Raw genomic sequence first — 24,458 nt, 5'->3', positions numbered from 1 at the left:
TCTGCGCTGCGCCGCCCGTCTGCGCTGCGCCGCCCACCCGCCCGCCATCCTGCGCTGCGCCGTCCGCCTGCGCTGCGCTGCCCGCGCTGCCCGCCTGCCCTGCCCGGCCGCTGACGTGCGTCACCCGTCGGCCTGGTCGCCCGTAGCCGGGCTGCCGAGGGCTGCGAGGACGGCGGCGAGGCAGGACTGGGCGTGGGCTAGCCCGTCCTGGTGCCGCTCGGGACAGGCGGCGGCGAGCTCCCGGCGAAGGGTGACCGCCTCCACGACGAGCGGCAACGCCTCGACCGGCAGCCCACGCCCCGTCAGGCTCGTCCCCACCTCGACCAGCACCCCCGCCAGATCCCCCCGATAAACCCCGGGCGCCGCCGCGGCCAGCCGCCGGTAGATCGTCACCGCCTCCCGCTCGGCCCTCAGCGCCTCGTCCGCCCGCCCCAGCGCCACCAGCGTCGCCCCCAGATTGATCAGCGTGTCGGCCAGATCCGCCAGAAAACGCTCAGGAGAGACCGCGGCGAGCCCCCGATAGACCGACACCGCCTCCCGCTCAGCCTGCAACGCCTCCCCGTGCCGCCCCAGCTCGGAAAGCGTCACCCCCAGACTGACCAGGCACCCGGCCAGCTCGGGCAGGTAGACGTCCGGCGCCGTCCCGGCCAGCCGCCGGTAGACGGCGATGGCCTCCCGCTCGGCCCCCAGCGCCTCCGCGGCCCCGGCCAGCTCCCCGAGCTGCACCCGCTCCATGAGCCACCGCGCCCGCCACAACGCCCGGCCTCGTGCCCGCCACGACGCCCGCCAACGCGCCCGCCACAGCGCCCGCCCGTCCTCCCCCTGGACTCCCCCCACGGCGGACCGCCGGTCAGGTGGTGCCCGAGACGACGGGCCCGCACGAGCCGGGAAGGATGTAGCCGGTGCTCTGCTTGCCCAGGCACGTGTGGAAGTAGATCGTCTGACGCTCCGCCACGTCGCCGTAGGACCGCTCGGTGCACTTGCCGGCCCCGCTCGTGTGCCACTTGTCCGGCATCTCGCTGGTCCCGATGTCGGCCATGACGACGACCGAGTACCCGTCGGCGTACCCGTCGCAGACGGTCATCTTGTCGCCGTTGGCGGCCCAGTAGCCGTACCCGGTGCCCCAGCCCCCGGAGCAGCCGTAGTAGGTGCAGCCGGTGAGTGCCGCGGCGGGCGTGACGCCCACCGTGGCGAGGGCCACGGTCGCGGCGGCGACCAGCCCCGCGAGCGCGATGCCGCGCCTCCTCGCCCGTCCGCCGCTTCCCCTGTTCGCACGCATGAAGATCCTTCCTGGAGATCGGGTCACTTGCCGCTGCGGCCTAGCTGGCACCAGGATCGGGGCGGCACGCAATGTTCGGCATCCCTCATCAGGCAGGCAAACAATGTTTTTCCCGGCACCCGGCCCCTCCGCCGGAGCCCCGTAACGGTGGCGGGCCGTCGTGAGAGCCCGGTGGACCCGGCAGCGGGGCCGGTGCAGCGCTTCGCCTTCGAGCTGCGCAAGCTGCGCCAGGAGGCGGGCGGCCTGACCTACCGGGCGATGGCAGGGCGCGCCGGCTACTCGGTCACCACGCTGTCGCAGGCGGCGGCGGGCGAGCGGCTGGCGTCGCTGCCCGTCGTCCTCGCCTTCGTGGAGGCGTGCGGCGGGGACGTCTCGGAGTGGGAGCGCGGCTGGCGGCAGGTGGCCGCCGAGCTGGCACGCGAGCGCGCCGACGAGGACGGCGCCGCCGGGCCCTACCCTGGCCTGGCCTCCTACGACACGCACGACGCCGGCCGGTTCTTCGGGCGGGAACGGCTCGTCGAAGAGCTGTGTGAGCTGCTGCGGCGGCACCGGTTCGCCGCGGTGTTCGGCTCGTCGGGCAGCGGCAAGTCGTCCCTGCTGCGGGCCGGGCTGGTGCCCGCCGTCCAGGACGGGCGGCGGTGCCTGATGCTCACCCCGGGAGAGCATCCGATGCGGCACGCCGCCCGGATCGCCGAGGACGACGGCGACGCCGGGGCGCTGGTCGTGGTCGACCAGTTCGAGGAGGTGTTCACGCTCTGCCAGGACCGGCGCGAGCGCGAACAGTTCATCGACCTGCTGCTCGGCGCGCGCAGCGGGACGAGCGTGGTCGTCGCGGTGCGCGCCGACTTCTACGGGCGCTGCGCCGAGCACCACGCGCTCACCACGGCCCTGCGCGAGGCCGGCCTGCTGGTCGGGCCGATGCGCCAGGACGAGCTGAGGGAGGCGATCGTGCGGCCGGCCGCCGCCGAGGGCCTGACCGTGGAGCGGGCGCTGACGGCCGCGATCATCGCCGACGTCGAGGGCGAGCCGGGGGCGCTGCCCCTGATGTCGCACGCGCTGCGGGAGGTGTGGCGGCGCCGTACGGGGAAGATGCTGACCCTGGACGCCTACGACGGCGTGGGCAGGGTCCAGGGCGCGATCAGCCACACCGCCGAGGAGCTGTACGCGGGGCTGTCGCCGGCGCAGGCGAGGATCGCCCGGCGGATCCTGCTGCGGCTGATCGACCCGGGCGAGCGGGCCCAGGCGACCCGCCGTCCCGCCGCCAGGGCGGAGCTGGACCCGCACGGCGAGGAGGACACCGCGCTGGTCGTCGAGCGGCTGGCCGCCGCCAGGCTGCTGACGCTGCACCAGGACACGGTGGAGCTGGCGCACGAGGCGCTGATCGAGTCGTGGCCGCGCCTGCGCGGCTGGGTGGACGACGGGCGCGACCGCCTGCGCGCGCACCGGCAGCTCACCGACGCGTCCGAGGCGTGGGAGGCGCACGGCAGGGACGCCGGGCTGCTCTACCGCGGCGCCCGGCTCGCCGCCGCCGAGAAGCTACTCGCCGAGCCGGGGGAGCTGACACCCCGGGAACGCGGGTTCGTCGACGCGAGCGCCGCGCTGGCCCGGCGCGCCTCCCGGACGCGGGTCGCCGTCTCGGCCGTCCTGGCGGTCCTGCTGGCCGCCTCCATGATCGCGGCGGGGGTCGCCGTCCGGCAGGCCGGCGTGGCCGACGACCGGCTGGCGGAGGCGACGGCCCGGCTGGCGGCCAGGCGCGCGGCCACCCTGCGGACCAGCGACCCGAAGCTGGCCCGCCGGCTGAGCGCCGCGGCCTGGCGGATCGCGCCGGTCGCCGAGGCCAGGGGCGAGCTGATCGACTCCATGGCGCTGCCCCTGGTGGACGTCGTCACCGCCCCGTACGACCCGGCGGGCCTGGTGCACGGGCTCAGCGCCGACGGCGGCAGGCTGGCCGTCCACACGCCCGCCACCGCGTCCGCGCCGGGCGCGCTGCGCGTGCTCGACCTGGCCGCCAGGAGGGAGGTCGCGAGCGCCCGATGGACGGGTTCGCGCGTCTCGGAGCTGGTGTGGAGCCCCGACGGCCGCCTGCTGGCGGTGCACGACGGGACCAGCACCCAGGTGTGGGCCGTCGCCGCCGGCGGCCTGACCGACCTCGGCGTCGCCTTCCCCCACCTCGACCCCACGGGCTTCAGCGCGGACGGGCGCGTCCTGCTCGGCGTCCGCGACGGTACTCACGAGGCCTGGCACGTCGCGGACCGGACGCGCCTGCCCGGCGAGCCGGTCGCCGCCGTCAGCCCGGACGGCCGGCTGGCCCTGGCCATCCCGGCGCGGGACTCCGGCGACGGGGGAGTGCGGGTCAGGAACGTGCGCGACGGCGAGCCTCTCAGGCTTCCGTCGCTGCCGGAGACCGCGACCGGGGGCGAGTTCAGCCCGGACGGGCGGCGCCTGGCGGTCTCGACGGCCGACGGCGTCCGGCTGTGGGACGTTGCGTCGGGCAAGGTGCTCCACAGCGCGCTGGTCCCGCCCGCGGAGGGGGTGGAGTTCAGCCCCGACGGCCGGTTCCTGGCCGGGACGTGGCGCGGGCAATGGCTGGTCCTGTGGCGGGTGGACGACGGGGCGCTGCTGCTGAACACCTCCATCCAGGCGGACGCGCCCGGAGCCGAGCCCCGCTTCTCCCCGGACGCCCGGCTGCTGCGGGTGCCCGGTCAGTACGGCACGGTGAACGTCCTGGACGTCTCGCCCTTCACCCGCCCGGAGGTGCTCGCGCCCGGCGGCGGCGAGCGGCTGCTGAGCGCCGACGGCCGTCACCTGGTGACGACCGGCCGCCGCGAGGGCCGGCCGGAGGTGCGCCTGTGGGACGTCGCCACGCGCAGGCCCGTGGGCGGCCCGTTACCCGTCGCCGATCTCCCCGGTGGGACGGCGTACTCGCCGCTGTTCAGCCCGGACGGGCGCACGCTCGTCCTCACCCACCCGCAGTCTCCCGTGGTGACCCTGTGGGACACGCGCGACGGCCGCCACCTCGGCGCGGTGCGCCTGCGGAGTCCCGGGGCCGCCGGAGTGCTGTCCGTCGCCTTCTCTCCCGGCGGCGGGACCGCCGCGATCGCCACCCTCAAGGCGGACCCCGGCGGCCCGCACATCGGTGACCTGGAGCTGTGGGACGTGCGCGCCAGGAGCTGGATCCGCACCGTCCCCGACGCGGGAGCGCAGGCCCTAGTCTTCGAGCCGGACGGCCGCCGCCTGCTCGCCGACGGATCCAGCAGGGGGCGGATCCTGGTCGACACGGCCACCGGGGCCATTCGCCCGCACGCCTCCGACGCCCGCACCGCGGGGAAGATCCTCTTCGCGGGGGACAGGGCCGCGGTCGGCGGCAGGGACGGGAACCTGACGTTCTGGGACAAGGAGCTGCGCAGGCCGCTGGCTCCGCCGCAGACCTCGTACACGGCGGCGGTCGCCGCGCTCGTCCCGCACCCGCGGGGCGGCCTGCTCGCCACCGTCGGCAGCGAGGGCGAGCTGGGCATCCAGCTCTGGGCGTGGAGCGGATACCAGCGGATCGCCTCCCCGATCACCTACCACACCCGATCGGTGCCGGCCGTGGCGTTCAACGGGACCGCCCTGCTCGTCTCGACCGAGGACGGCGCCCTGCGGGAGATCACCGTGGACCCCGGCGCCGCCACCACGGCGATCTGCCGGCGGGACGGCGGCCTGACCCCGGCCGAATGGCGGCAGCACGTCCCGGAGCTGGAGTACCGCGAGACCTGCCCCTGACCAGGGCTGATCCGGCTCAGTGGCAGGCGGGGAGCGCCTCGGCGAGGAACCGCTCCCGCTCGCCCTCCTCCAGGTGATCGCTGAACAGCACCCCGTCGAGATGATCGACCTCGTGCTGCAACACCCGCGCCAGCACGCCCAGCGCCCGCACGCTGACGGGCTTGCCGAACATGTCGCGGCCACGCGCTGTGACCATGTAGGAGCGTTCCAGTGGCCACCACACGCCGGGCGCCGACAGACACGCCTCATCCGCGGTCACCCGCCGCTCCGACACCTCCAGCCGCGGGTTGACCAGATGGCCCTGCTTGCCGTCGTAGGCGTAGACCACCACCCGCACCGGCTCGCCGATCTGCGGCGCCGCCAGGCCCGCCCGCCCCGACGCCGCCCGCATGGTCGCGGTCAGCGACTTGACGAGCTGCCTCAGCTCCCGATCGAACTCCTGGATCGGTGCCGCGACCGAGCGGAGCACCGGATCATCGAACGTGCGAATAGGCCGGACCGTCACCCGCTACTCCCCGATAGGCCGCGATCGTCACGGTGAACGTTTCCCTGGAGTGCACCCCGCCAATCGCGAAGGTGATGCCTTGTAGCACAGCGGTAACAGAAGAGACCCAGTGGCGAAACCACCCGAAAGCAGTATCGGAGGGTGATCTCACTTGCGTCACACGCGCCTGTGATGCCTGGCCGGGTGCTCGGGGCCCGGCCAGGCGTCCACGACTACCTGGAGGTGCAGGCATGAGCGCGCTTCCCCTCGAGGGCGGCTCTTCCCCGGAGACCGCGCCCGACGCGCTGGCGGGCTTCACCGTCGGCGTCACCGCCACGAGACGGCGCGAGGAGTTCGGGGCGCTCCTGGAGCGCCGCGGCGCCCGCGTGGTCAGCGCCCCCGCGATCCGCCTCGTCCCCCTGGCCGAGGACGCCGACCTGCTCGCCGCCACCCGGCAGAGCCTGGAGTCGCCACTGGACGACGTCGTGGTCACCACAGGCGTCGGCTTCCGCGGCTGGATGGCAGCGGCCGAGGGCTGGGGGCTGTCCGCCGACCTGGGCGAGCACCTGTCCAAGGCCCGCCTGCTCACCCGCGGCCCCAAGGCCAGGGGAGCGGTGCGCGCCGCCGGCCTCAACGACCACTGGACCCCCTCGACCGAGTCGTGCAACGAGGTCAAGGAGTACCTCCTGGCCCAGGACCTGCACGGGCGGCGCATCGCGGTGCAGCAGCACGGCGAGCCGCTGCGCGACTTCGTGGCCGCGCTGCGCGAGGCCGGCGCCGAGGTGATCGAGATCCCGGTCTACCGGTGGCTGCCGTACCGCGACATCTCGCCGCTGCGCCGCCTCATCAGCCAGACCATCTCCGGCTCCGTGGACGCGGTCGCGTTCACCAGCGCGCCCGCCGTGCACGCCATGCTCGGCGCGGCCAGGGCGGAAGGGCTGGAGGAGGCGCTGCTGGCCGCGTTCGGCGGGCCGGTCGTGGCCGCCTGCGTGGGGCCCGTCACCGCCGAACCGCTGACCTCGCGCGGCGTCCCCACCCTGCAGCCGGACCGCTCCCGCCTCGGCGCGCTGGCCCGCGCCCTGGCCAGGCACCTGCCCGAGCACGGCGTCACCCGCCTCACGGCCGGCGACCACCGGCTCGAGATCCGCGGCCACGCCGTGGTCGTGGACGGCGAGCTGCGCCCGCTGCCGCCCGCCCCCATGGCGGTGCTCAAGCGGCTGGCCGACAAGCCGGGGCACGTGGTGTCGCGGGCCGACCTGCGCACGGTGCTGCCTGGCAGCGTCGCGCGCGACTCGGCCGAGCACGCCGTCGAGATGGCCATCACCCGGCTGCGCCGTGCCCTCGGGCCCAGCGGCATCGTCGAGACGGTGGTCAAGCGCGGCTACCGGCTCGCCTGCCTGTACGAGGCAGGCCTTTGACGCCCCCGCACCCGGGGTCGTCCACCACCATCACCACCGACACCACCATCACCGCCCCACAGGCACCACCGCCACCGACCTTCACCACCGTCCCCGCCACCCTCACCACCGTCGCGCAGGAGGAAAACACCATGCCTTGGGGCACCACGCCGTCCGGACGCGCCGGAGGGAGCAGGTGACGCCCGCGCTCGTCCTGGCCGCGCACGGGACGCGCAGCGCCGAGGGGGAGCAGACCCTGTCGGCGCTGGCGGAGACGGTCCGCCGGGCCCGCCCCGGGCAGCGCGTTGAGCTGAGCTACCTGGAGATCAGCTCGCCCCTCCTGGCCGACGTCCTGCCCGCCGTCCCCGGCCCGGTCGTCGTGGTGCCGCTACTGCTCGCCGGCGGCTACCACGTGCACATCGACCTGCCCGAGGTCATCGCGGACCACCGTCCCGACGCCGTCGTGGCCGGCTGGCTCGGCCCCCACCGGCTGCTCACCTCCGCCCTGGTGCGCAAGCTGGCGCGGGCGGGCCTGCGCTCCACGGACGCCGTCCTGCTCGGCGCGGCCGGCTCGTCCGACCCCTCCGCCCTGGCCGACGTGCGCGCCGCCGCCCACCAGCTCGCCGTACGCCTGGCCCGCCCGGTCACGGCCGCCTTCGCCTCGGCGGGCGCGCCGTCGCTGGAGGAGGCCGTGGAGCGGCTGGGCTCCACCCCGGCCGCGCGCGTGGCCATCGCCTCGTACGTGCTCGCGCCCGGCTTCTTCCACGACCGGCTCGCCTCGGTGGGGGCGGGGCTCGTCAGCGAGCCGCTGGGCGCGGACCCTGACGTGGCGGCGCTCATCTGGCACCGCTACGACCAAGCCCTGCAACGCAGCCACAGCGCAAGGGAACGGCAGCCGCTACGCCGCGCCTGACCCCGCCCGGCCCGGCCAGCCGCCGGGCCGGAACGCGGCCCGTCACCCGCCTGCTGGGCCGGAGCGCGGCTCGTCAGGCACACGCCGGGCCGGAACGCGGCTCCTCACGCGCACGCCGGGCCGCGGCTCACCAAGCACGCGCCGGGCACCCGGACCGTCGCCGAAGCGCCCGGAGCGCATGCGCGCCACCAGACCGTCCTGGGCGCGCGCGAAGCACATGTACGCCACCGCCAGGCACTCGCCGCCGAGCCCAGCTCGCACCCCTGCCCACCCGATCACTCAGACGGGCTCGGGCACAGGCTCCAGCCGCAACTCCCGTACGATCTCCCGGGCGCTGACCTCACGAGCAGGCCCCGCGTCCGCCCCCACGAACATCTCGATGTAGGCCCGATGGAAGCAGCCCGCGACCATCAGCCGCGCACTAGCCTCCGGATCCACTTCGGGCCGCACCCGCCCCAGCCGCTGCTCCGCCGCCAGGTAAGCGGCGAGCGGCGCGGTCTCGGCGCGCGGCCCGAGCCCCGTCTCACGGACGGCCTGACGGAAGCGGACGGTCACGTTCGGGGAGGTGAAGGCGGGCAGCGCCGCACTTTGTACATCTATGTAGTACTCGATCCCCGCCCGAGCGATCGGCAGAAGGTTGTCCGAAACGGACCCTTTTCCAATGCGGTGGGAGAGATCGTGAAGAATGCTCAGCCAGAGTGGCAGGCGGTCCTGGAGCAGGGCGAGGAAGTAGTCCACCGAGCCGCCGGGGCGGTCTTCCCTGAGGGAGACGGCCATCTGCAGAACTCGCTGCCTGGTGTCCTGGCTCCTGTGGTGCGGGTCTACATGGGGTGTCGCCATGGCATGCCTAACGTGCGCGGTCAGTTGAGCAGGCATCACGTGCGAAGCCGATGTCGGGGTTGTGTCCTGAGTCTGGAGTCCCAACTTGGTGCAAACTTATACGGGTTCCCGATTATTACCCGAGAACGGGAGAAGATGTCGGATCTAATCCCTGAAGGTTAGCTGTCAGTGTCGCGATCTCTACGGCGCAGGTAGCGCTCGAACTCGGCCGCGATCGCATCGCCGCTGGCCTCGGGCAGCTCGGCCGCGTCCTTGCGCTCCTCGAGCTCCTTGACGTACTCGGCCACCTCGCTGTCCTGCGAGGCCAGCTCGTCGACGCCGTGCTCCCACGCCCTGGCCTCCTCGTCGAGGTCGCCCAGCGGCATCGGGATCTCCAGCACGTCCTCCAGCCGGCGCAGCAGCGCCAGCGTGGCCTTCGGGTTGGGCGGCTGCGCCACGTAGTGCGGCACCGACGCCCACAAGGAGATCGCGTCCAGCCCGGCCTTGCCGAACGCGTGCTGCAGCACCCCCACGATGCCCGTCGGGCCCTCGTAGCGGCTCAGCTCCAGGTTCGTCGAACGGGCCAGGCCCTCATTCGTCGCCCCGCCCAGGATCGGCACCGGCCGGGTGTGCGGCGAGTCGTTGAGCAGCGCGCCCAGCATCACGGCCAGCTCGATGCCCAGCTCGCGGCAGATGTAGATGATGTCGTCGCAGAACGAGCGCCAGCGCATGTTGGGCTCGATGCCGCGCAGCAGCACGACGTCGCGCTCCAGCCCCGGCGGACGGGCGCGCAGCAGCCGCGTGGTCGGCCAGACGATCGACTGCGCCAGCCCGTCGCTCATCTCGACCACGGGACGGGTGACCTGGAAGTCGTAGTAGTCGTCGGGGTCGAGCGCGATGAGCGGCTCGGCCTTCCACGCCGACTCGAGGTGGGCGATCACACCGCTGGAAGCCTCGCCCGCGTCGTTCCACCCCTCGAACGCGGCAATGAGCACCGGGTCGACGAGCTCGGGGAGCCCTTCGAGCTCTATCACGTGTCGCCTCCTCTCTCCATCGTCCCGCTAAGCCTATGCGGTAAGGAGGCGTCGCCGTCACCGATCTCTTCCCGAACGCCGCGCCGCGACGACCTCCTGGAGGTGCGGGGTGGTGGGGGAGCGGGGCGGGCGAGCGTGGCGGTCAGGCGGGGTCAGCGGCGCCGTGCGGGCTCGAACTTCGCGTCACCGCTGGTGAACGGGCTGTGGCCGCGCGCTCCCGTACCGCGCGCGGGCGTGTCGAACGACCGCCACACCACGACCTCGGCGCGACGCGAGGCAGGCTTGGGAGCGCACGCCGTTCGCCCCCAGCGCACTCCCCGGCACGCCCACACGGCCCCACCCGCCGCGCCCTTCGCCGCGCGCTCCCGCATCGCGCCCGCACCGCGCCCGCATCGCGCCGCGCCCATCGCGCCCGCATGGCGCCCGCACCGCGCGGCGGGTGTGACGCCCAGCGCGGGCGGGCGCCGTCATCCCGTCGGCGAGGCGCTCAGCGCCCTCCGGCCGTCGTGTGGACGACGAGGACGTCGCACGACGCCCGGTGCGTGACCCCCGAAGGCACCGACCCCAGCAGCCGCCCCGCCAGGCTGTTGAGCCCCCGGTTCCCCACCACGAGCAGATCGGCCGCGTGCCGTTCGGCCAGCGTCACGAGCACGTCCACCGCCTCCCCCTGCTCAGCCGCCAGCACCACCTCAACGGCCCCCGCCGCCACCGCGTGCTCACGGGCGGCCCGCAAGGCGTCGTCCGCGGGTGTGGAGCCGCTGACCTTGTAGGCCAGGTCCCCGAGCCGGTCGGCGGCGGCGGCCCGGGTGCTCTCCCGCATGGGCAGGTAGGCGCAGGCGAGGACGAGGGTGGCGCCGGTGGCCGCGGCGAGGGAGGCGGCGGCCGTGACGGCGCGGAAGGAGGAGGCGGAGCCGTCGGTGCCGACGAGGACGGTGCGGTAGGCCATGAGAGCCCCCAATTGGACGCAAAGTACAATTGACGGAACGTACCCTAGCGTTTCTCGCAGGATGCGGGAAAAGGCCTGCACAGAACCGCGCTCGAGCGTCGCGCGAGGCGCACCCGATAAGCTTTTGCCCATGAGCATCTCCCCGACCTTCAGAGAAGTGTTGGCCCGGCGTGTCATCGTCGCCGACGGGGCGATGGGCACGATGCTTCAGGCCCAGGACCCGACGATCGACGACTTCCACGGTCACGAGGGCTGCAACGAGGTGCTCAACGTCACCCGCCCCGACATCGTGCGCGGCGTGCACGACGCCTACTTCGCCGTCGGCGTCGACTGCGTGGAGACCAACACCTTCGGCGCCAACCTGGCCGCTCTCGGCGAGTACGACATCCCCGACCGCGTCTTCGAGTACTCCGAGGCCGGCGCGAGGATCGCCCGTGAGGCCGCCGACCACTGGGCCACGCCCGAGCAGCCGCGCTTCGTGCTGGGCTCGATGGGCCCCGGCACCAAGCTGCCGACCCTCGGCCACCTGCCGTACGCGAGCCTGCGCGACGCCTACCGCGACAACGCCGCGGGCCTGATCGCGGGCGGCGCCGACGCGCTGATCATCGAGACGTGCCAGGACCTGCTGCAGGTCAAGGCCGCCGTCGTGGGCGCGCAGCGGGCCATCGAGGCCTCCGGCCGCGACATCGTGATCATCGCGCAGGTGACGATCGAGACCAACGGCGCGATGCTGCTCGGCTCCGAGATCGGCGCCGCGCTGACCGCGATCGAGCCGCTCGGCGTCGACATCGTCGGCCTCAACTGCGCCACCGGCCCGGCCGAGATGAGCGAGCACCTGCGCTACCTGGCCCGCCACTCGCGGCTGAAGCTGTCGTGCATGCCCAACGCCGGCCTGCCCGTCCTGACCTCCGACGGCGCCTACTACCCGCTGTCGGCGGGCGAGCTGGCCGACGCCCACCAGACCTTCACCCGCGACTACGGCCTGTCCCTGGTCGGCGGCTGCTGCGGCACCACGCCCGAGCACCTGCGCCAGGTCGTCGAGCGGGTCAGGGGCCAGGAGGTCACGGCCCGCCGCCCGCACCCCGAGCCGGGCGCGTCCTCGCTCTACCAGACCGTCCCGTTCCGCCAGGACACCTCCTACCTGGCCATCGGCGAGCGCTGCAACACCAACGGCTCCAAGGCCTTCCGCGAGGCCATGCTGGAGGGCCGCTGGGACGACTGCGTCGAGACGGCCCGCGACCAGGCCCGCGACGGCGCCCACATGCTCGACCTGTGCGTCGACTACGTCGGCCGCGACGGCGTGGCCGACATGAAGGAGCTGGCGTTCCGCTTCGCCACCGCCTCCACGCTGCCGATCATGCTCGACTCGACCGAGCCCGCGGTGCTGCAGGCCGGCCTCGAGATGCTGGGCGGGCGCGCCGCGGTCAACTCCGTCAACTACGAGGACGGCGACGGCCCCGACTCCCGCTTCACCAGGATCATGCGGCTGGTGCGCGAGCACGGCTCGGCCGTGGTCGCGCTGACCATCGACGAGGAGGGCCAGGCCCGCACCGCCGACCACAAGCTGCGGGTGGCCTCCCGCCTGGTCGACGACCTGACCGGCAACTGGGGCATGCGGGTCGAGGACATCATCGTCGACTGCCTGACCTTCCCCATCGCCACCGGCCAGGAGGAGACCAGGCGCGACGGCCTGGAGACCATCGAGGCCATCCGCGAGCTGAAGCGCCGCTACCCGGGCGTGCAGACCACGCTCGGCCTGTCGAACATCAGCTTCGGCCTCAACCCGGCCGCCCGCATGGTGCTCAACTCGGTGTTCCTCAACGAGTGCGTCAACGCCGGGCTTGACTCGGCCATCGTGCACGCCTCCAAGATCCTGCCGATGGCGCGCATCCCCGACGAGCAGCGCCAGGTCGCCCTCGACATGGTCTACGACCGCCGCCGCGAGGGCTACGACCCGCTGCAGCGGTTCATGGACCTGTTCGAAGGCGTCGACGCCGCCGCGATGCGCGCCGGCAAGGCCGAGGAGCTGGCCGCGCTGCCGCTGTGGGAGCGGCTCAAGCGGCGCATCATCGACGGCGAGCGCAAGGGCCTGGAGGCCGACCTCGACGCCGCCCTGGAGCAGCGCCCCGCCCTGGAGATCATCAACGACGTGCTGCTCGACGGCATGAAGACGGTCGGCGAGCTGTTCGGCTCCGGCCAGATGCAGCTCCCGTTCGTGCTGCAGTCGGCCGAGGTGATGAAGACCGCCGTCGCCCACCTCGAACCCCACATGGAGCGCGTCGAGGGCGAGACGAAGGGCCGCATCGTGCTGGCCACCGTCAAGGGCGACGTGCACGACATCGGCAAGAACCTCGTCGACATCATCCTGTCCAACAACGGCTACCAGGTCGTCAACCTCGGCATCAAGCAGCCCGTCTCCGCCATCCTGGAGGCAGCCGACGAGCAGAAGGCCGACGTCATCGGCATGTCGGGCCTGCTGGTGAAGTCGACGGTCATCATGAAGGAGAACCTGGAGGAGATGAACTCCAGGGGCCTGTCCGAGCGGTACCCGGTGCTGCTCGGCGGCGCCGCCCTGACCCGCGCTTACGTCGAGCAGGACCTCGCCGAGCTGTTCGAGGGCGAGGTGCGTTACGCGCGCGACGCGTTCGAGGGGCTGCGGCTGATGGACGCGTTCATGGCCGTCAAGCGCGGCGTGGCGGGCGCGACGCTGCCGCCGCTGCGCGAGCGGCGCGTCAAGACCGGCGCGACGCTGGTCCGCACGCCCGTCGAGGAGCTGCCCGCCCGCTCCGACGTGGCCGCCGACAACCCGCTGCCGCGCGCGCCGTTCCACGGCGACCGCGTCGTCAAGGGCATCTCCCTGAACGAGTACGCCGCCTTCCTCGACGAGCGGGCCCTGTTCCTCGGCCAGTGGGGGCTCAAGCCCACCAGGGGCGGCGACGGGCCCGGCTACGAGGAGCTGGTCGAGACCGAGGGCCGGCCGCGGCTGCGCATGTGGCTGGAGCGCATGCAGACCGAGGGCCTGCTGGAGGCGGCCGTCGTCTACGGCTACTTCCCGTGCGTCGCCGACGGCGACTCGCTGATCATCCTCGACGACGACGGCAGCGAGCGCACCCGCTTCACCTTCCCGCGCCAGCGCCGCGACCGGCACCTGTGCCTGTCCGACTTCTTCCGGTCCAAGGACTCCGGAGAGGTCGACGTGGTCGGCTTCCAGGTGGCCACCATGGGCGCGAAGATCTCCGAGGCCACGGCCGAGCTGTTCGCCAAGGACGCCTACCGCGACTACCTGGAGCTGCACGGCCTGTCGGTGCAGCTCACCGAGGCGCTGGCCGAGTACTGGCACGCCCGGGTCCGCTCGGAGTGGGGGATCGGCGGCGAAGAGTCGCTCGACGACATGCTCAAGGTCAACATCCAGGGCTGCCGCTACTCCTTCGGCTACCCGGCCTGCCCGAACCTGGAGGACCAGAAGCAGCTGTTCGAGCTGCTCGCGCCTGAGCGCATCGGGGTGACGCTGTCGGAGGAGTTCCAGCTCCACCCGGAGCAGGCCACCTCGGCCCTGGTCGCCCACCACCCGGAGGCCAAGTACTTCAACGTCTGACCGACCCCGGCCCCTGCCCGCGCGGGCGGGGGCCGCGACGGGCGGGCGGCATGGTGGACGGGCGGCGCGCCGGGCAGCGAGGCGGCAAGGCGCCGGGCGAAGGCGGCAAGCGGCAGGGCGCCGGGCCACGGCGTGCCGGGCGGCAGGGCGTCGAGCACAAGGCGGCAAGGCGCAGGCGGCAAGGCAGCGGCGGCAGGGCGCCGGGCGAAAGCGCGAGCGGCCGGGTGGCGAGCGGCCGGGCGGCCAGGCGCCAGGGCGCTGGGCGAAGGCGGCGAGCGGCGGGGCGCCGGGCCACGGAACGCTGGACGGCAGGGCGCCGGGCCGCCGGGTGTCGGGCCGTGGGGTGTCGGGTCGCGGGGCGGCAGGATGGCGAGTGGGAAGGCGGCGGCGTGGTGAGCGGCGGCGCGGATCGGGGGCGAGGATGCGAGCGGTTTTCTTCGACATGGACGGCCTGCTGGTGGACAGCGAACGCGTCTGGCTGCAGGTCGAGACCGAGGTGATGGCCAGGCTGGGCGCCGAGTGGACCCCCGAGCACCAGGTGCACCTGGTCGGCGGCTCCATGGAGCGCACCGTCGACTACATGCTGTCGGTGTCGGGTGCCGACGTGCCGCCCGCGACCGTCCGCGAGTGGATGGTGACCGGCATGGTGACCCGCCTGTCGGCCGGGGTGCACGTCATGCCGGGCGCCTCCGAGTTGCTGGACGCGCTGCGCGCCGAGGGCGTGCCGGTCGGCCTGGTCACGTCCTCGCTGCAGGAGATCGCCGACGCGGTGTTGAAGAGCTTCGGCAGGCACCGTTTCGACCTCGTGGTCACCGCCGACGACGTCACCCGCACCAAGCCGGACCCTGAGCCGTACCTGACGGCCGCCCGGCTGCTCGGCGTGCCGCCGGTGCGGTGCGTGGTACTGGAGGACTCCCCGAACGGCGTGACCGCCGCGACGGCGGCGGGCTGCGCCGTCGTGGCGGTGCCGAGCCTGCTGCCCATCGAGCCGGCCCCCGGCCGGTTGGTGGTGTCGTCCCTGACGGAGGTCGGGGTCGCCGATCTCAGGGATCTTCTGCCGTCCTGAAGCGTTACCCCTAAGGGAAATGTGGTTCTCGCGGAGGAGGCGGAGGAGTCTCCGCGTGCCAGGATGGAGGGCACGAGCGAGCGATGAAGAGGGGGCGGCGAGATGGGTGACTTCCAGGCGATCGCATGGCTGCCGCTGTGCGCCGGCGTGACCATCGCCGGGCTGGTGCTGGCGTTCCTGGCGTTCAGGCGCAGGGGAGCGGCGGCGGGCCTGCGGATGACGGCGTGGGCGTTGCTGCCGGTCGCGGCGTACCTGACGGGGGCGCTGCAGGCGCTGTGGACCATCGGCACGACCGTGGTGGGTTTCGTGACCAGCCTGGTGTTCAACCCGGCCGTGTGGGCGGGCGTGGCCGTGGCGGGGCTGTCGGTGGTGCTGTTCGTGGTGTCGGGCGTGATGCGGGGCAGGAAGCTGTCGTCCGGGCGCAAGAAGAAGGACACCGACGCGACGCAGCGGCCCGTGCAGGGTGGCCAGGCCGGCGGACAGGGTGGCGGACAGGGTGGCGGCCAGGCGAAGGCGGCGCCCGCCGCCAAGCCGCAGCAGCCGGCCGTCGCGCAGAAGCCGAAGCCGGCGAGCAAGGGCGACGACGACTTCTCCGACATCGAGGAGCTTCTGAAGCGGCGCGGCATCAGCTGATCGTCCGCCGCGAGGGCCCGTGTCACGGTTCCGAGACATAACCGGGACACATTCAGGACCAATCAATCAAGATCAATACGAATGAGTTTCGCGTCAATCACAGATTAGCCACATAGCTGTCTGAGGGACTAGTCAGCGCAGCTCAGGCCATAGATTCTGCCTCCTGAAGGTCCGCAAGCCGCGGTCTGAAGTCAACCACGCGTTAAGACAGCGTTGTCTTGTACCAGGGGGCATCACGGCATGACCGCACCGCTAGACGTACCCGGTTCCGCGGAGGCGCAGCCGGAATCCGTGCTCGTGGGAGCGGGCAAGGCCATCCAGGGCCGGTCGCTGACCGGCATCGCCTGGATGCGCCTGCGCCGCGACAAGGTCGCACTCGGCGGCGGCATCGTCGTGGTGCTGCTGGTCCTCGTGGCCGTCTTCTCCTCGCCGATCATCTCCATGTTCGGCCACCCCCCGCTGGAGTTCCACCAGGACCAGATCGACCCGAACACGCTGCTGCCCAAGGGCACCTTCGGCGGCGTGAGCGGCGAGTACCTGCTCGGCGTCGAGCCCGTCAACGGCCGTGACATCTTCAGCCGCATCGTGTCCGGCGCCTGGATCTCGCTGCTGATCGGCTTCCTGGCCACCATCGTGTCGGTGGTCATCGGCACCGTCGCGGGCGTCACCGCCGGCTACTTCGGCGGCTGGGTCGACCAGATCATCGGCCGCATCATGGACGTCTTCCTGGCCTTCCCCCTGCTGGTCTTCGCGATCGCGCTGGTGGGCGTCATGCCCAACGAGGGGTTCGGGCTCGAGGGCGACGGCCTGCGCATCGCGATGCTGATCTTCATCATCGGGTTCTTCAGCTGGCCCAGCATCGGCCGGCTCGTCCGCGGCCAGACGCTGTCGCTGCGCGAACGCGAGTTCGTGGACGCGGCCAGGAGCCTCGGCGCGAGCCACACCTACATCCTGTTCCGCGAGGTCCTGCCGAACCTGATGGCGCCGATCCTGGTCTACGCGACACTTCTCATCCCGACCAACATCCTGTTCGAGGCCGCGCTGTCCTTCCTCGGCGTCGGCATCAACCCGCCCACCCCGACCTGGGGCGGCATGCTCTCCGAAGCGGTCCGCTTCTACACGCTGCCCCACTTCGTGCTCTTCCCGGGTCTGGCGATCTTCATCACCGTCCTGGCGTTCAACCTGTTCGGCGACGGACTTCGGGACGCCTTCGACCCGCGGGCGCACTGAACCGCCAACGCTTCATCCCCCGCATCCCACTCATCAAGGGGTTAGTCAATGAGAAGGAAACACGCACTGGCAGGAGCCGCGACAGCGGCGCTCGCCTTGGTGCTCTCCGCCTGTGGCGGCGGAGGTGGCGGCACTCCCAGCCAGCCCGCCCAGTCGGCGGCAGGCAGTGCCGCGCAACCCGTGGCCAACGCCGCTCTGACGTCGGTGTACAACCCGTCCACGAAGAAGGGCGGGACGCTCAAGGCGGCCCACTCCTCCGACTGGGACAGCCTCGACCCGGCCGACACCTACTACGGCTACTCGTTCAACTTCGGCCGGTACTACTGGCGGACGCTGACGATGTACAAGACGGGCCCCGGCCCCGACGGCAACACGGTGGTGCCCGACCTGGCCGAGAACCTCGGCGAGCCCAGCACCGACGGCAAGACCTGGACGTACAAGATCAAGGCCGGTCTGAAGTTCGAGGACGGCACGCCGATCACGGCCAAGGACGTGGCCTACGGCGTCGCCCGCTCCTTCGACAAGGAGACCTTCCCGCACGGCCCCTCGTACCTCAACGAGCTGCTTGACTGGCCGAAGGACTTCAAGGGCGTCTACAAGACCCCGGACGTGGACTACAAGTCGGCGGTCGAGGCCACCGACGACTCCACGCTCGTCTTCCACCTGAAGAAGCCGTTCGCGTCGATGGACTACGTCGTCCAGATGCCGATGACGGCTCCGGTGCCGAAGGACAAGGACACGGGCGCCAAGTACAAGGAGAAGGTCGTCTCCTCGGGCCCGTACAAGTTCGAGAAGAACGAGATCGGCAAGAGCTTCGCGCTGGTCCGCAACGACCAGTGGGACGCCTCGACCGACCCGAACCGTCCCGCGCTGCCGGACCGCATCGAGGTCCAGCTCAACGTCAACGCCGACGACCTGGACAACCAGCTCATCTCGGGCAGCATCCAGCTCGACATCCCCGGCACCGGCATGCAGCCCGCCGCGCTCGGCAAGGTCCTGCCGGACCCGGCGCTGAAGGCCCGCACGGACAACCCCACGATCCCGAGGCTCTGGTACGTGTCGGTCATTCCCGACACCAAGCCGCTGGACAACATCGACTGCCGCAAGGCCGTCATGTGGGCCGCCGACCGCGTCGCCAACCAGACCGCCTTCGGCGGCCCGGTGGCCGGTGGCGACATCGCCACGAACGTGATGCCGCCGCCCATCGTCGGCCAGGAGAAGTTCGACCTGTACGCCAGCCCGGACAACAAGGGTGACGTCGCCAAGGCCAAGGAGGCGCTCGCCGCCTGCGGCCAGCCCAACGGCTTCTCCACCAACATGACCTTCCGCTCCGACCGTCCGCGCGAGAAGGCGCTGGCCGAGGCGATGCAGCAGGCGCTGGCCCGCGTCGGGATCAAGCTCACCCTCAAGGGCTTCCCGGCCTCCAGCTACTTCTCCGACTACGCCGGCAACGTCAACTACGTCAAGGAGAACGGCATCGGCCTGGCCAGCCACGGCTGGGGCTCCGACTGGCCCGACGGTTACGGCTTCATGCAGGCCATCGTCGACAGCCGCACCATCCGCGACGCAGGCAACTACAACCTGAGCGTCAAGAACCCGGAGGTCGACAAGCTCATCGACCAGGCCTCCGCCGAGCTCGACGCCACCGCCCGCGCCAAGCTGTGGGTCGACGTCGACAAGAAGGTCATGGAGGACGCCTCCATCCTTCCCGTCGTGTGGGCCAAGTCGCTGCTCATGCGCGGTGAGGGCGTGACGAACCTCGCCTACAACGAGGGCCAGAGCATGTACGACTACGTCATGCTCGGCGTTCAGTGACGGTTACTGGACGCGGTCCGGGGATCTAGCGAAGGCAGGTGAAGGCAGGAGTGGCCCGCCCGCGGCGGGCGGGCCACTCGGCCGACAGCGGTGGTCACATACATCATCAGGCGTCTGATCGGCGCCGTCGCCATGCTGATCGTGATCAGCATGGTCACCTTCGGCATCTTCTTCCTGGTGCCGCAATGGGCGGGGGCGACACCCGAGGCCCTCGCCTCGCGCTACGTCGGGCGCGCCGCCACTCCGGAGACCGTGCACCTGGTCGCGGAGCGCCTGGGCTTCAACGACCCGGTGGTCGTGCAGTACGGCAGGTTCGTCAAGGGCCTGTTCGCGGGCGCCGAGTACGACTACGGCGCCGGCGTCGAGCAGTGCCCCGCGCCCTGCTTCGGCTACTCCTTCATCAGCGGGCAGCCCGTCTGGCCTGACCTGGTCGACCGCATGCCGGTCACCTTCTCCCTGGCCCTCGGCGCCGCGCTGCTGTGGGTGGTGGCCGGCGTCAGCGTGGGCGTGCTGTCCGCGCTGCGCAGAGGCAGCATCTTCGACCGGATCACGATGGGCACCGCCCTCGCCGGCGTGTCACTGCCGATCTTCTTCACCGGCATGATCTCCCTGGTCGTCTTCAGCTACGGCCTGGGCTGGACACCGCCCGGCGGCGCCTGGACCGACTTCACCGCCAACCCCGCGCAGTGGGCCTACAACCTGACACTGCCGTGGATCACGCTGGCGTTCCTGTTCGCCGCCACCTATGCGCGGCTGACGCGGGCGGGCATGCTGGAGACGATGGGCGAGGACTACATCCGCACCGCCAGGGCCAAGGGCCTGCGCGAGAACCAGGTCGTGGTCAAACACGGCCTGCGCGCCGCGCTCACGCCGATCCTGACCCTGTTCGGCATCGACTTCGGCCTGCTCATCGGCGGCGCCATCCTCACCGAGACCACCTATACTCTGCCCGGGCTCGGCCAGTTCGCCATCCTGGCGATCAGGAACCAGGACCTGCCGCAGGTCATGGGCGTCGTGCTCGTCGCCGCCGGCTTCGTGGTGGCCGCGAGCCTGATCGTCGACCTCCTGTACGCCGTGGTCGACCCGAGGGTGAGGCTTTCGTGACCTTCCTTGACGTCAAGGACCTGAAGATCCACTTCCCGACCGACGACGGCCTGGTCAAATCCGTCGACGGGCTGTCGTTCGGCGTGGAGCGGGGCAAGACCCTGGGCATCGTCGGCGAGTCGGGCTCCGGCAAGAGCGTGACCAGCCTCGGCATCCTGGGCCTGCACAAGGGCGGCCGGGCCAGGCTCTCCGGCGAGATCTGGCTCGACGGCGAGGAGCTCATCGGCGCCTCCGCCGAGCACGTGCGCAAGCTGCGCGGCAAGAAGATGGCGATGATCTTCCAGGATCCGCTGTCGTCGATGCACCCGTTCTACTCCGTCGGGCACCAGATCATCGAGGCGTACCGGATCCACAACGACGTCTCCAAGCAGGTCGCCCGCAAGCACGCCATCGACATGCTCGGCCGCGTCGGCATCCCCGAGCCGCGCCGGCGCGTCGACAGCTACCCGCACGAGTTCTCCGGCGGCATGCGCCAGCGCGCCATGATCGCCATGGCGCTCTCGTGCGACCCCGAGCTGCTCATCGCCGACGAGCCGACCACCGCGCTCGACGTGACCGTACAGGCCCAGATCCTGGACCTGATGCGCGACCTGCAGCGCGAGTTCAACTCGGCGCTGATCATCATCACGCACGACCTGGGCGTGGTCGCCGAGCTGTCCGACGACATCCTCGTCATGTACGGCGGCAAGTGCGTCGAGATCGGCACCGCCGAGGACATCTTCTACCGGCCCGAACACCCCTACACGTGGGGCCTGCTCGGCTCCATGCCACGGCTCGACCGCGAGCCCACCGAACGGCTGCTGCCGATCAAGGGCTCGCCGCCCTCCCTGATCAACGTGCCGTCCGGCTGCGCCTTCCACCCCCGCTGCCCGTACGCGGAACGCACGGACGGCAAGGCCGACACCGAGGTCCCGGCCCTCGCCGAGACCGAGGGCGGCCACCTGGTGCGCTGCCACATGGACCGCGCCGAACGGCAGAGCCTGTGGGCGAACGAGATCAAGCCAGTGCTGGAGACCCAGTGAGCGACAACGAGCTGCTTCTGTCCGTACAGGACATGGAGAAGCACTTCCCCGTGACCAAGGGCCTGTTCAAGAGACAGGTGGGCGCCGTCAAGGCGGTCGACGGGATCAGCTTCGACGTCTACAAGGGCGAGACGCTCGGCCTCGTGGGGGAGTCGGGCTGCGGCAAGTCCACCACGGGCAGGCTGGTGACCCGGCTGCTCGAACCCACCGGAGGCAAGGTCGTCTTCGAGGGCGAGGACATCACGCACATGAACCAGAGCAGGCTCCGCCCGCTCCGGCGCGACATGCAGATGATCTTCCAGGACCCGTACTCGTCGCTCAACCCCCGGCACACCGTCGGCGCCATCGTCGGCGCCCCGTTCCGGATCCAGGGCATCCAGACCGAGCAGGGCATCAAGAAGGCCGTCCAGGACATCCTGGAGCTGGTCGGGCTCAACCCCGAGCACTACAACCGCTACCCGCACGAGTTCTCCGGCGGCCAGCGGCAGCGCATCGGCATCGCCCGCACCCTCGCGCTCAAGCCCAAGCTGATCATCGCCGACGAGCCCGTCTCCGCGCTCGACGTCTCCATCCAGGCCCAGGTCGTCAACCTGCTCGAAGACCTGCAGAACGAGCTGGACCTGACCTACGTCGTCATCGCCCACGACCTGTCGGTGGTGCGGCACATCAGCGACCGGGTCGCCGTCATGTACCTCGGCAAGATCGTCGAGATCGCCGACCGCAAGAGCCTGTACGCGGCGCCCATGCACCCGTACACCAACGCCCTGATGTCGGCCGTGCCGGTGCCCGACCCGAAGGGGCGCAAGGACCGCGAGCGCATCCGGCTCACCGGCGACGTGCCCAGCCCGCTCAACCCGCCGCCCGCCTGCCGCTTCCACACGCGCTGCTGGAAGGCTCAGGACATCTGCAAGAAGGTCGAGCCGCCGCTGGCCGAGCTGGCCAGCGGGCACCAGGTGGCCTGCCACTTCCCGGAGAACGTCCCCGAGAAAACGCCGGCCTCCGCCGCCACAGCCGACTGACCGGCTGCCGTGCCTGCCTGAGGCGCGATCTCGCGGCGGCCCGCCCGGCCAGTACCGGGCGGGCCGCCGCGCCATGCCCGCCGCTTGCTCGGAATCCTGCCGTTTCGGGACGCCCGCCGTCGCCCCGGCTGTGGCTAGCTGATGGCCCCGGGCGTGATCAGCCCCGTCTCGTACGCCAGCACCACAGCCTGCACCCGATCCCGCAGCCCCAGCTTCGTCAGCACGTTGCCCACGTGCGTCTTCACCGTGGTCTCACTCACCACCAGCTTGGCCGCGATCTCCGCGTTCGACATGCCCTTGGCGATGAGCCGCAGCACCTCCAGCTCCCGCTCCGTCAGCCGGTCGAGCCGCGCCGGCGCCGCCTGCTCGTACGCCGACGGCAGCCGCGCCGCGAACCGGTCCAGCAGCCGCCGCGTCACGCTCGGCGCCACGATCGCGTCGCCCGCCGCCACCACCCGGATCGCCTGCACGAGCTCGTCCGGCGGCACGTCCTTCAGCAGGAACCCCGACGCCCCCGACCGCAGCGCCTCCACGATGTACTCGTCGAGGTCGAACGTCGTCAGCACCAGCACCTTCGGCACGTGCGCCGACGGCGCCGCCTCCCGCACGATCCGGCGGGTCGCCTCGATGCCGTCGACCCCGGGCATCCGGATGTCCATCAGCACCACGTCCGGCAGCAGCGCCCGCGTCTGCTCCTGCGCGCCCTTGCCGTCGCCCGCCTGCCCCACCACCGTGATGTCGGGCTCGGCCTCCAGGATCAGCCGGAAACCGGTACGCAGCAGCGGCTGGTCGTCCACCAGCAGCACCCTGATCGTCATTGGCCGTCCTTCAACGGGAGCCTCGCCCGCACCTCGAAACCGCCCCCGGGTAGCGGACCGATGTTCAGAATTCCACCATAAAGGGCAACACGCTCGCGAATGCCCACCAGGCCATGCCCCGGCGGCCGCCCCGTCTCCTGAACGGCCCCCACCCCGTCGTCCTCCACCCGCACGTCCAGCTCATACGGCTCGTACCGGACCGTCACCACCGCCTCCGCCCCCGCGCCCGCATGCCGCAGGCTGTTCGTCAGCCCCTCCTGAACCAGCCGGTACGCCGCCAGATCCACCCCCGCGGGCAGCGGCGCCGGCTCGCCCTCCACCCGCAGCCGCGTCGCCAGCCCCGCCTCCCGCATCTGCTCCACCAGCGCCGGCAGATCCCGCACACCCGGCTGCGGCCCCAGCTCCGCCCGCGCGTCCGCCCTGGTGTCGGTACGCAGCACGCCCACGATGTTACGCATCTCCGTCATCGCCAGCCGCCCCGTGTTCTCGATCGCCGACAACGCCTCCCGCGCCAGATCCGGATCGGAGGCCAGCACCCTGCGCGCCGCCGCCGCCTGCACCGTCATCACGCTGACGTGGTGCGCCACCACGTCGTGCAGCTCACGCGCGATCCTCGACCGCTCCTCGGCCCGCGCCGCCCGCGTGTCCGCCGCGTGCGCCCGCTCCAGCCGCGCCGCCCGGTCCTTCAGCTCCTCCAGGTACGCCCGCCGCAACCGCAGGCTCCGGCCCGCCCCCCACACCGCCACCAGCACCAGCGCCGTCACCACGTACTCACTCGCGCCGCCCGCCCGCGCCGGGCCCGACACCGCGCCCGCCAGATACGTCATCAGCGACAGCACCAGCCCCGCCAGCGACACCGCCAGCCCCCGGTAGGTCGCCACCGAATACAGCAGCACGATCCCGGCCAGGCTCGACATGCCCGTCCCGTAACCGAGCGCGTTCAGCAGCGTCTCCGGCACCAGGCCCGCGCACATCGCCGACAACGGCCAGCGCCGCCGCACCGCCACCGGCGCCGACGCCGCCACCAGCAGCAGCGCGCCCAGCAGGTCGGGCTGACGCATGCCCTCCACCGGGATGCCCTCGGCCTGCAGGCGGTCGGGGCCGTAGAGCGCGTACAACGTCACGGAGGCCGCTGCCACCACTCCGGCGAGCACCGTGTCGTGGAGCCTGCTCCGGTCTATGCGCACCGCTTCACTGTAAGACCAGGTGAGAGACCGGAACCTCCTCCCGTGGGAGGATTAGCGCCGTCCGGCCCACCCTCAAGAACGATCCCGCCCGCCCTGCCCGAGCGCCCGTCCGATCGGTGCGCCAACCGAACGCGCCCCGGCCAGCCGCGCCAGGCAGCGCGGGCGTCGTCCGAGCGGGCCGTCCGAGCGGCGGCTCCGTCCGGGCGCGGGCTGGCCGGGCACGGGCCGGGCGGCACGCGTTCGGCCAGCGCATGCCCCACCCGTGCGCCGTCTCATGCGTGCGCCGTCTCATCCGTGCGTCCGCCCTACCGGCGTGCCGCTTCACCCGGGCGTCC

19 protein-coding genes are annotated in these 24,458 nt (G+C 72.1%); 11 read left to right on the top strand and 8 right to left on the bottom strand.

The genetic code is table 11. The features are described 5' to 3' along the window. Positions 1-120: 120 nt before the first annotated feature. On the bottom strand, positions 121-837 hold the full coding sequence (locus ABD331_RS16220; RefSeq protein WP_344475355.1) for a tetratricopeptide repeat protein: 717 nt from the start codon (positions 835-837) through the stop codon (positions 121-123). 13 nt (positions 838-850) lie between these two features. Continuing rightward, complete coding sequence (locus tag ABD331_RS16215; protein WP_344475353.1) at positions 851-1,279, bottom strand: hypothetical protein; 429 nt, start codon at positions 1,277-1,279, stop codon at positions 851-853. A gap of 171 nt (positions 1,280-1,450) precedes the next feature. Between ABD331_RS16215 and ABD331_RS16210 the strand changes: the two genes are divergently transcribed. Further along, positions 1,451-5,041, top strand: a complete 3,591-nt coding sequence (locus ABD331_RS16210; protein ID WP_344475351.1) for an nSTAND1 domain-containing NTPase — start codon at positions 1,451-1,453, stop codon at positions 5,039-5,041. A 16-nt stretch (positions 5,042-5,057) separates the two neighbouring features. Here the strand turns inward: ABD331_RS16210 and def are convergent, their stop codons facing one another. Beyond that, positions 5,058-5,546, bottom strand: coding sequence for a peptide deformylase (gene def / locus ABD331_RS16205; RefSeq protein WP_344475349.1), 489 nt, complete (start codon positions 5,544-5,546; stop codon positions 5,058-5,060). A gap of 230 nt (positions 5,547-5,776) precedes the next feature. On the opposite strand from def, the gene ABD331_RS16200 reads away from it, so the two are divergent. Together ABD331_RS16200 and ABD331_RS16195 are read left to right on the top strand one after the other, a co-directional pair. Next, on the top strand, positions 5,777-6,943 hold the full coding sequence (locus tag ABD331_RS16200) for a uroporphyrinogen-III synthase (protein WP_344475347.1): 1,167 nt from the start codon (positions 5,777-5,779) through the stop codon (positions 6,941-6,943). 175 nt (positions 6,944-7,118) lie between these two features. After that, positions 7,119-7,835 carry a sirohydrochlorin chelatase gene (locus ABD331_RS16195; protein WP_344475345.1) on the top strand — a complete coding sequence of 239 codons (717 nt, stop codon included), beginning with the start codon at positions 7,119-7,121 and terminating at the stop codon, positions 7,833-7,835. 279 nt (positions 7,836-8,114) lie between these two features. Here the strand turns inward: ABD331_RS16195 and ABD331_RS16190 are convergent, their stop codons facing one another. From ABD331_RS16190 to ABD331_RS16180, 3 genes are all read right to left on the bottom strand, one after another. Continuing rightward, complete coding sequence (locus tag ABD331_RS16190) at positions 8,115-8,612, bottom strand: hypothetical protein (RefSeq protein WP_344475343.1); 498 nt, start codon at positions 8,610-8,612, stop codon at positions 8,115-8,117. A gap of 221 nt (positions 8,613-8,833) precedes the next feature. Further along, entirely contained in the window at positions 8,834-9,688 is an 855-nt protein-coding gene (locus tag ABD331_RS16185; RefSeq protein ID WP_148432840.1) for a PAC2 family protein, read from the bottom strand. A gap of 487 nt (positions 9,689-10,175) precedes the next feature. After that, a complete protein-coding gene (locus ABD331_RS16180; protein WP_344475340.1) occupies positions 10,176-10,634 on the bottom strand; it encodes a universal stress protein in 459 nt (152 codons plus the stop codon). Between the two features lie 130 nt (positions 10,635-10,764). On the opposite strand from ABD331_RS16180, the gene metH reads away from it, so the two are divergent. The 8 genes from metH (at position 10,765) to ABD331_RS16140 (ending at position 22,118) form a co-directional block, all read left to right on the top strand. Next, positions 10,765-14,229: a methionine synthase gene (gene metH, locus ABD331_RS16175; protein ID WP_344475338.1), complete on the top strand. Its 3,465-nt coding sequence runs from the start codon at positions 10,765-10,767 to the stop codon at positions 14,227-14,229. Between the two features lie 421 nt (positions 14,230-14,650). After that, positions 14,651-15,295 carry an HAD family hydrolase gene (locus ABD331_RS16170; RefSeq protein ID WP_344475336.1) on the top strand — a complete coding sequence of 215 codons (645 nt, stop codon included), beginning with the start codon at positions 14,651-14,653 and terminating at the stop codon, positions 15,293-15,295. Between the two features lie 102 nt (positions 15,296-15,397). Then, positions 15,398-15,928: a cellulose synthase gene (locus ABD331_RS16165; protein WP_344475334.1), complete on the top strand. Its 531-nt coding sequence runs from the start codon at positions 15,398-15,400 to the stop codon at positions 15,926-15,928. 240 nt (positions 15,929-16,168) lie between these two features. Continuing rightward, on the top strand, positions 16,169-17,158 hold the full coding sequence (locus ABD331_RS16160) for an ABC transporter permease (RefSeq protein ID WP_344475332.1): 990 nt from the start codon (positions 16,169-16,171) through the stop codon (positions 17,156-17,158). A 48-nt stretch (positions 17,159-17,206) separates the two neighbouring features. Beyond that, a complete protein-coding gene (locus ABD331_RS16155) occupies positions 17,207-18,973 on the top strand; it encodes an ABC transporter substrate-binding protein (protein ID WP_344475330.1) in 1,767 nt (588 codons plus the stop codon). 90 nt (positions 18,974-19,063) lie between these two features. Beyond that, positions 19,064-20,077 carry an ABC transporter permease gene (locus ABD331_RS16150; RefSeq protein ID WP_344475328.1) on the top strand — a complete coding sequence of 338 codons (1,014 nt, stop codon included), beginning with the start codon at positions 19,064-19,066 and terminating at the stop codon, positions 20,075-20,077. Then, on the top strand, positions 20,074-21,099 hold the full coding sequence (locus tag ABD331_RS16145) for an ABC transporter ATP-binding protein (RefSeq protein WP_344475326.1): 1,026 nt from the start codon (positions 20,074-20,076) through the stop codon (positions 21,097-21,099). The genes ABD331_RS16150 and ABD331_RS16145 overlap by 4 nt, the downstream gene beginning before the upstream one ends. A gap of 32 nt (positions 21,100-21,131) precedes the next feature. Further along, entirely contained in the window at positions 21,132-22,118 is a 987-nt protein-coding gene (locus tag ABD331_RS16140; protein WP_344475755.1) for an ABC transporter ATP-binding protein, read from the top strand. A 134-nt stretch (positions 22,119-22,252) separates the two neighbouring features. On the opposite strand, the gene ABD331_RS16135 is transcribed toward ABD331_RS16140, so the two are convergent. Further along, positions 22,253-22,936: a response regulator gene (locus ABD331_RS16135; RefSeq protein ID WP_148432831.1), complete on the bottom strand. Its 684-nt coding sequence runs from the start codon at positions 22,934-22,936 to the stop codon at positions 22,253-22,255. Next, positions 22,933-24,123 (bottom strand): sensor histidine kinase, encoded by a 1,191-nt coding sequence (locus tag ABD331_RS16130; protein WP_344475323.1) that lies wholly within the window; start codon positions 24,121-24,123, stop codon positions 22,933-22,935. The genes ABD331_RS16135 and ABD331_RS16130 overlap by 4 nt, the downstream gene beginning before the upstream one ends. Positions 24,124-24,458: the final 335 nt, after the last annotated feature.

The sequence above is a fragment of the Nonomuraea monospora genome, assembly GCF_039531895.1.
Taxonomy (GTDB): Bacteria; Actinomycetota; Actinomycetes; order Streptosporangiales; family Streptosporangiaceae; genus Nonomuraea; species Nonomuraea monospora.
The sequence above is the reverse complement of the archived record's forward strand: the minus strand, read 5'-3'. Positions and strand labels throughout refer to the sequence as shown.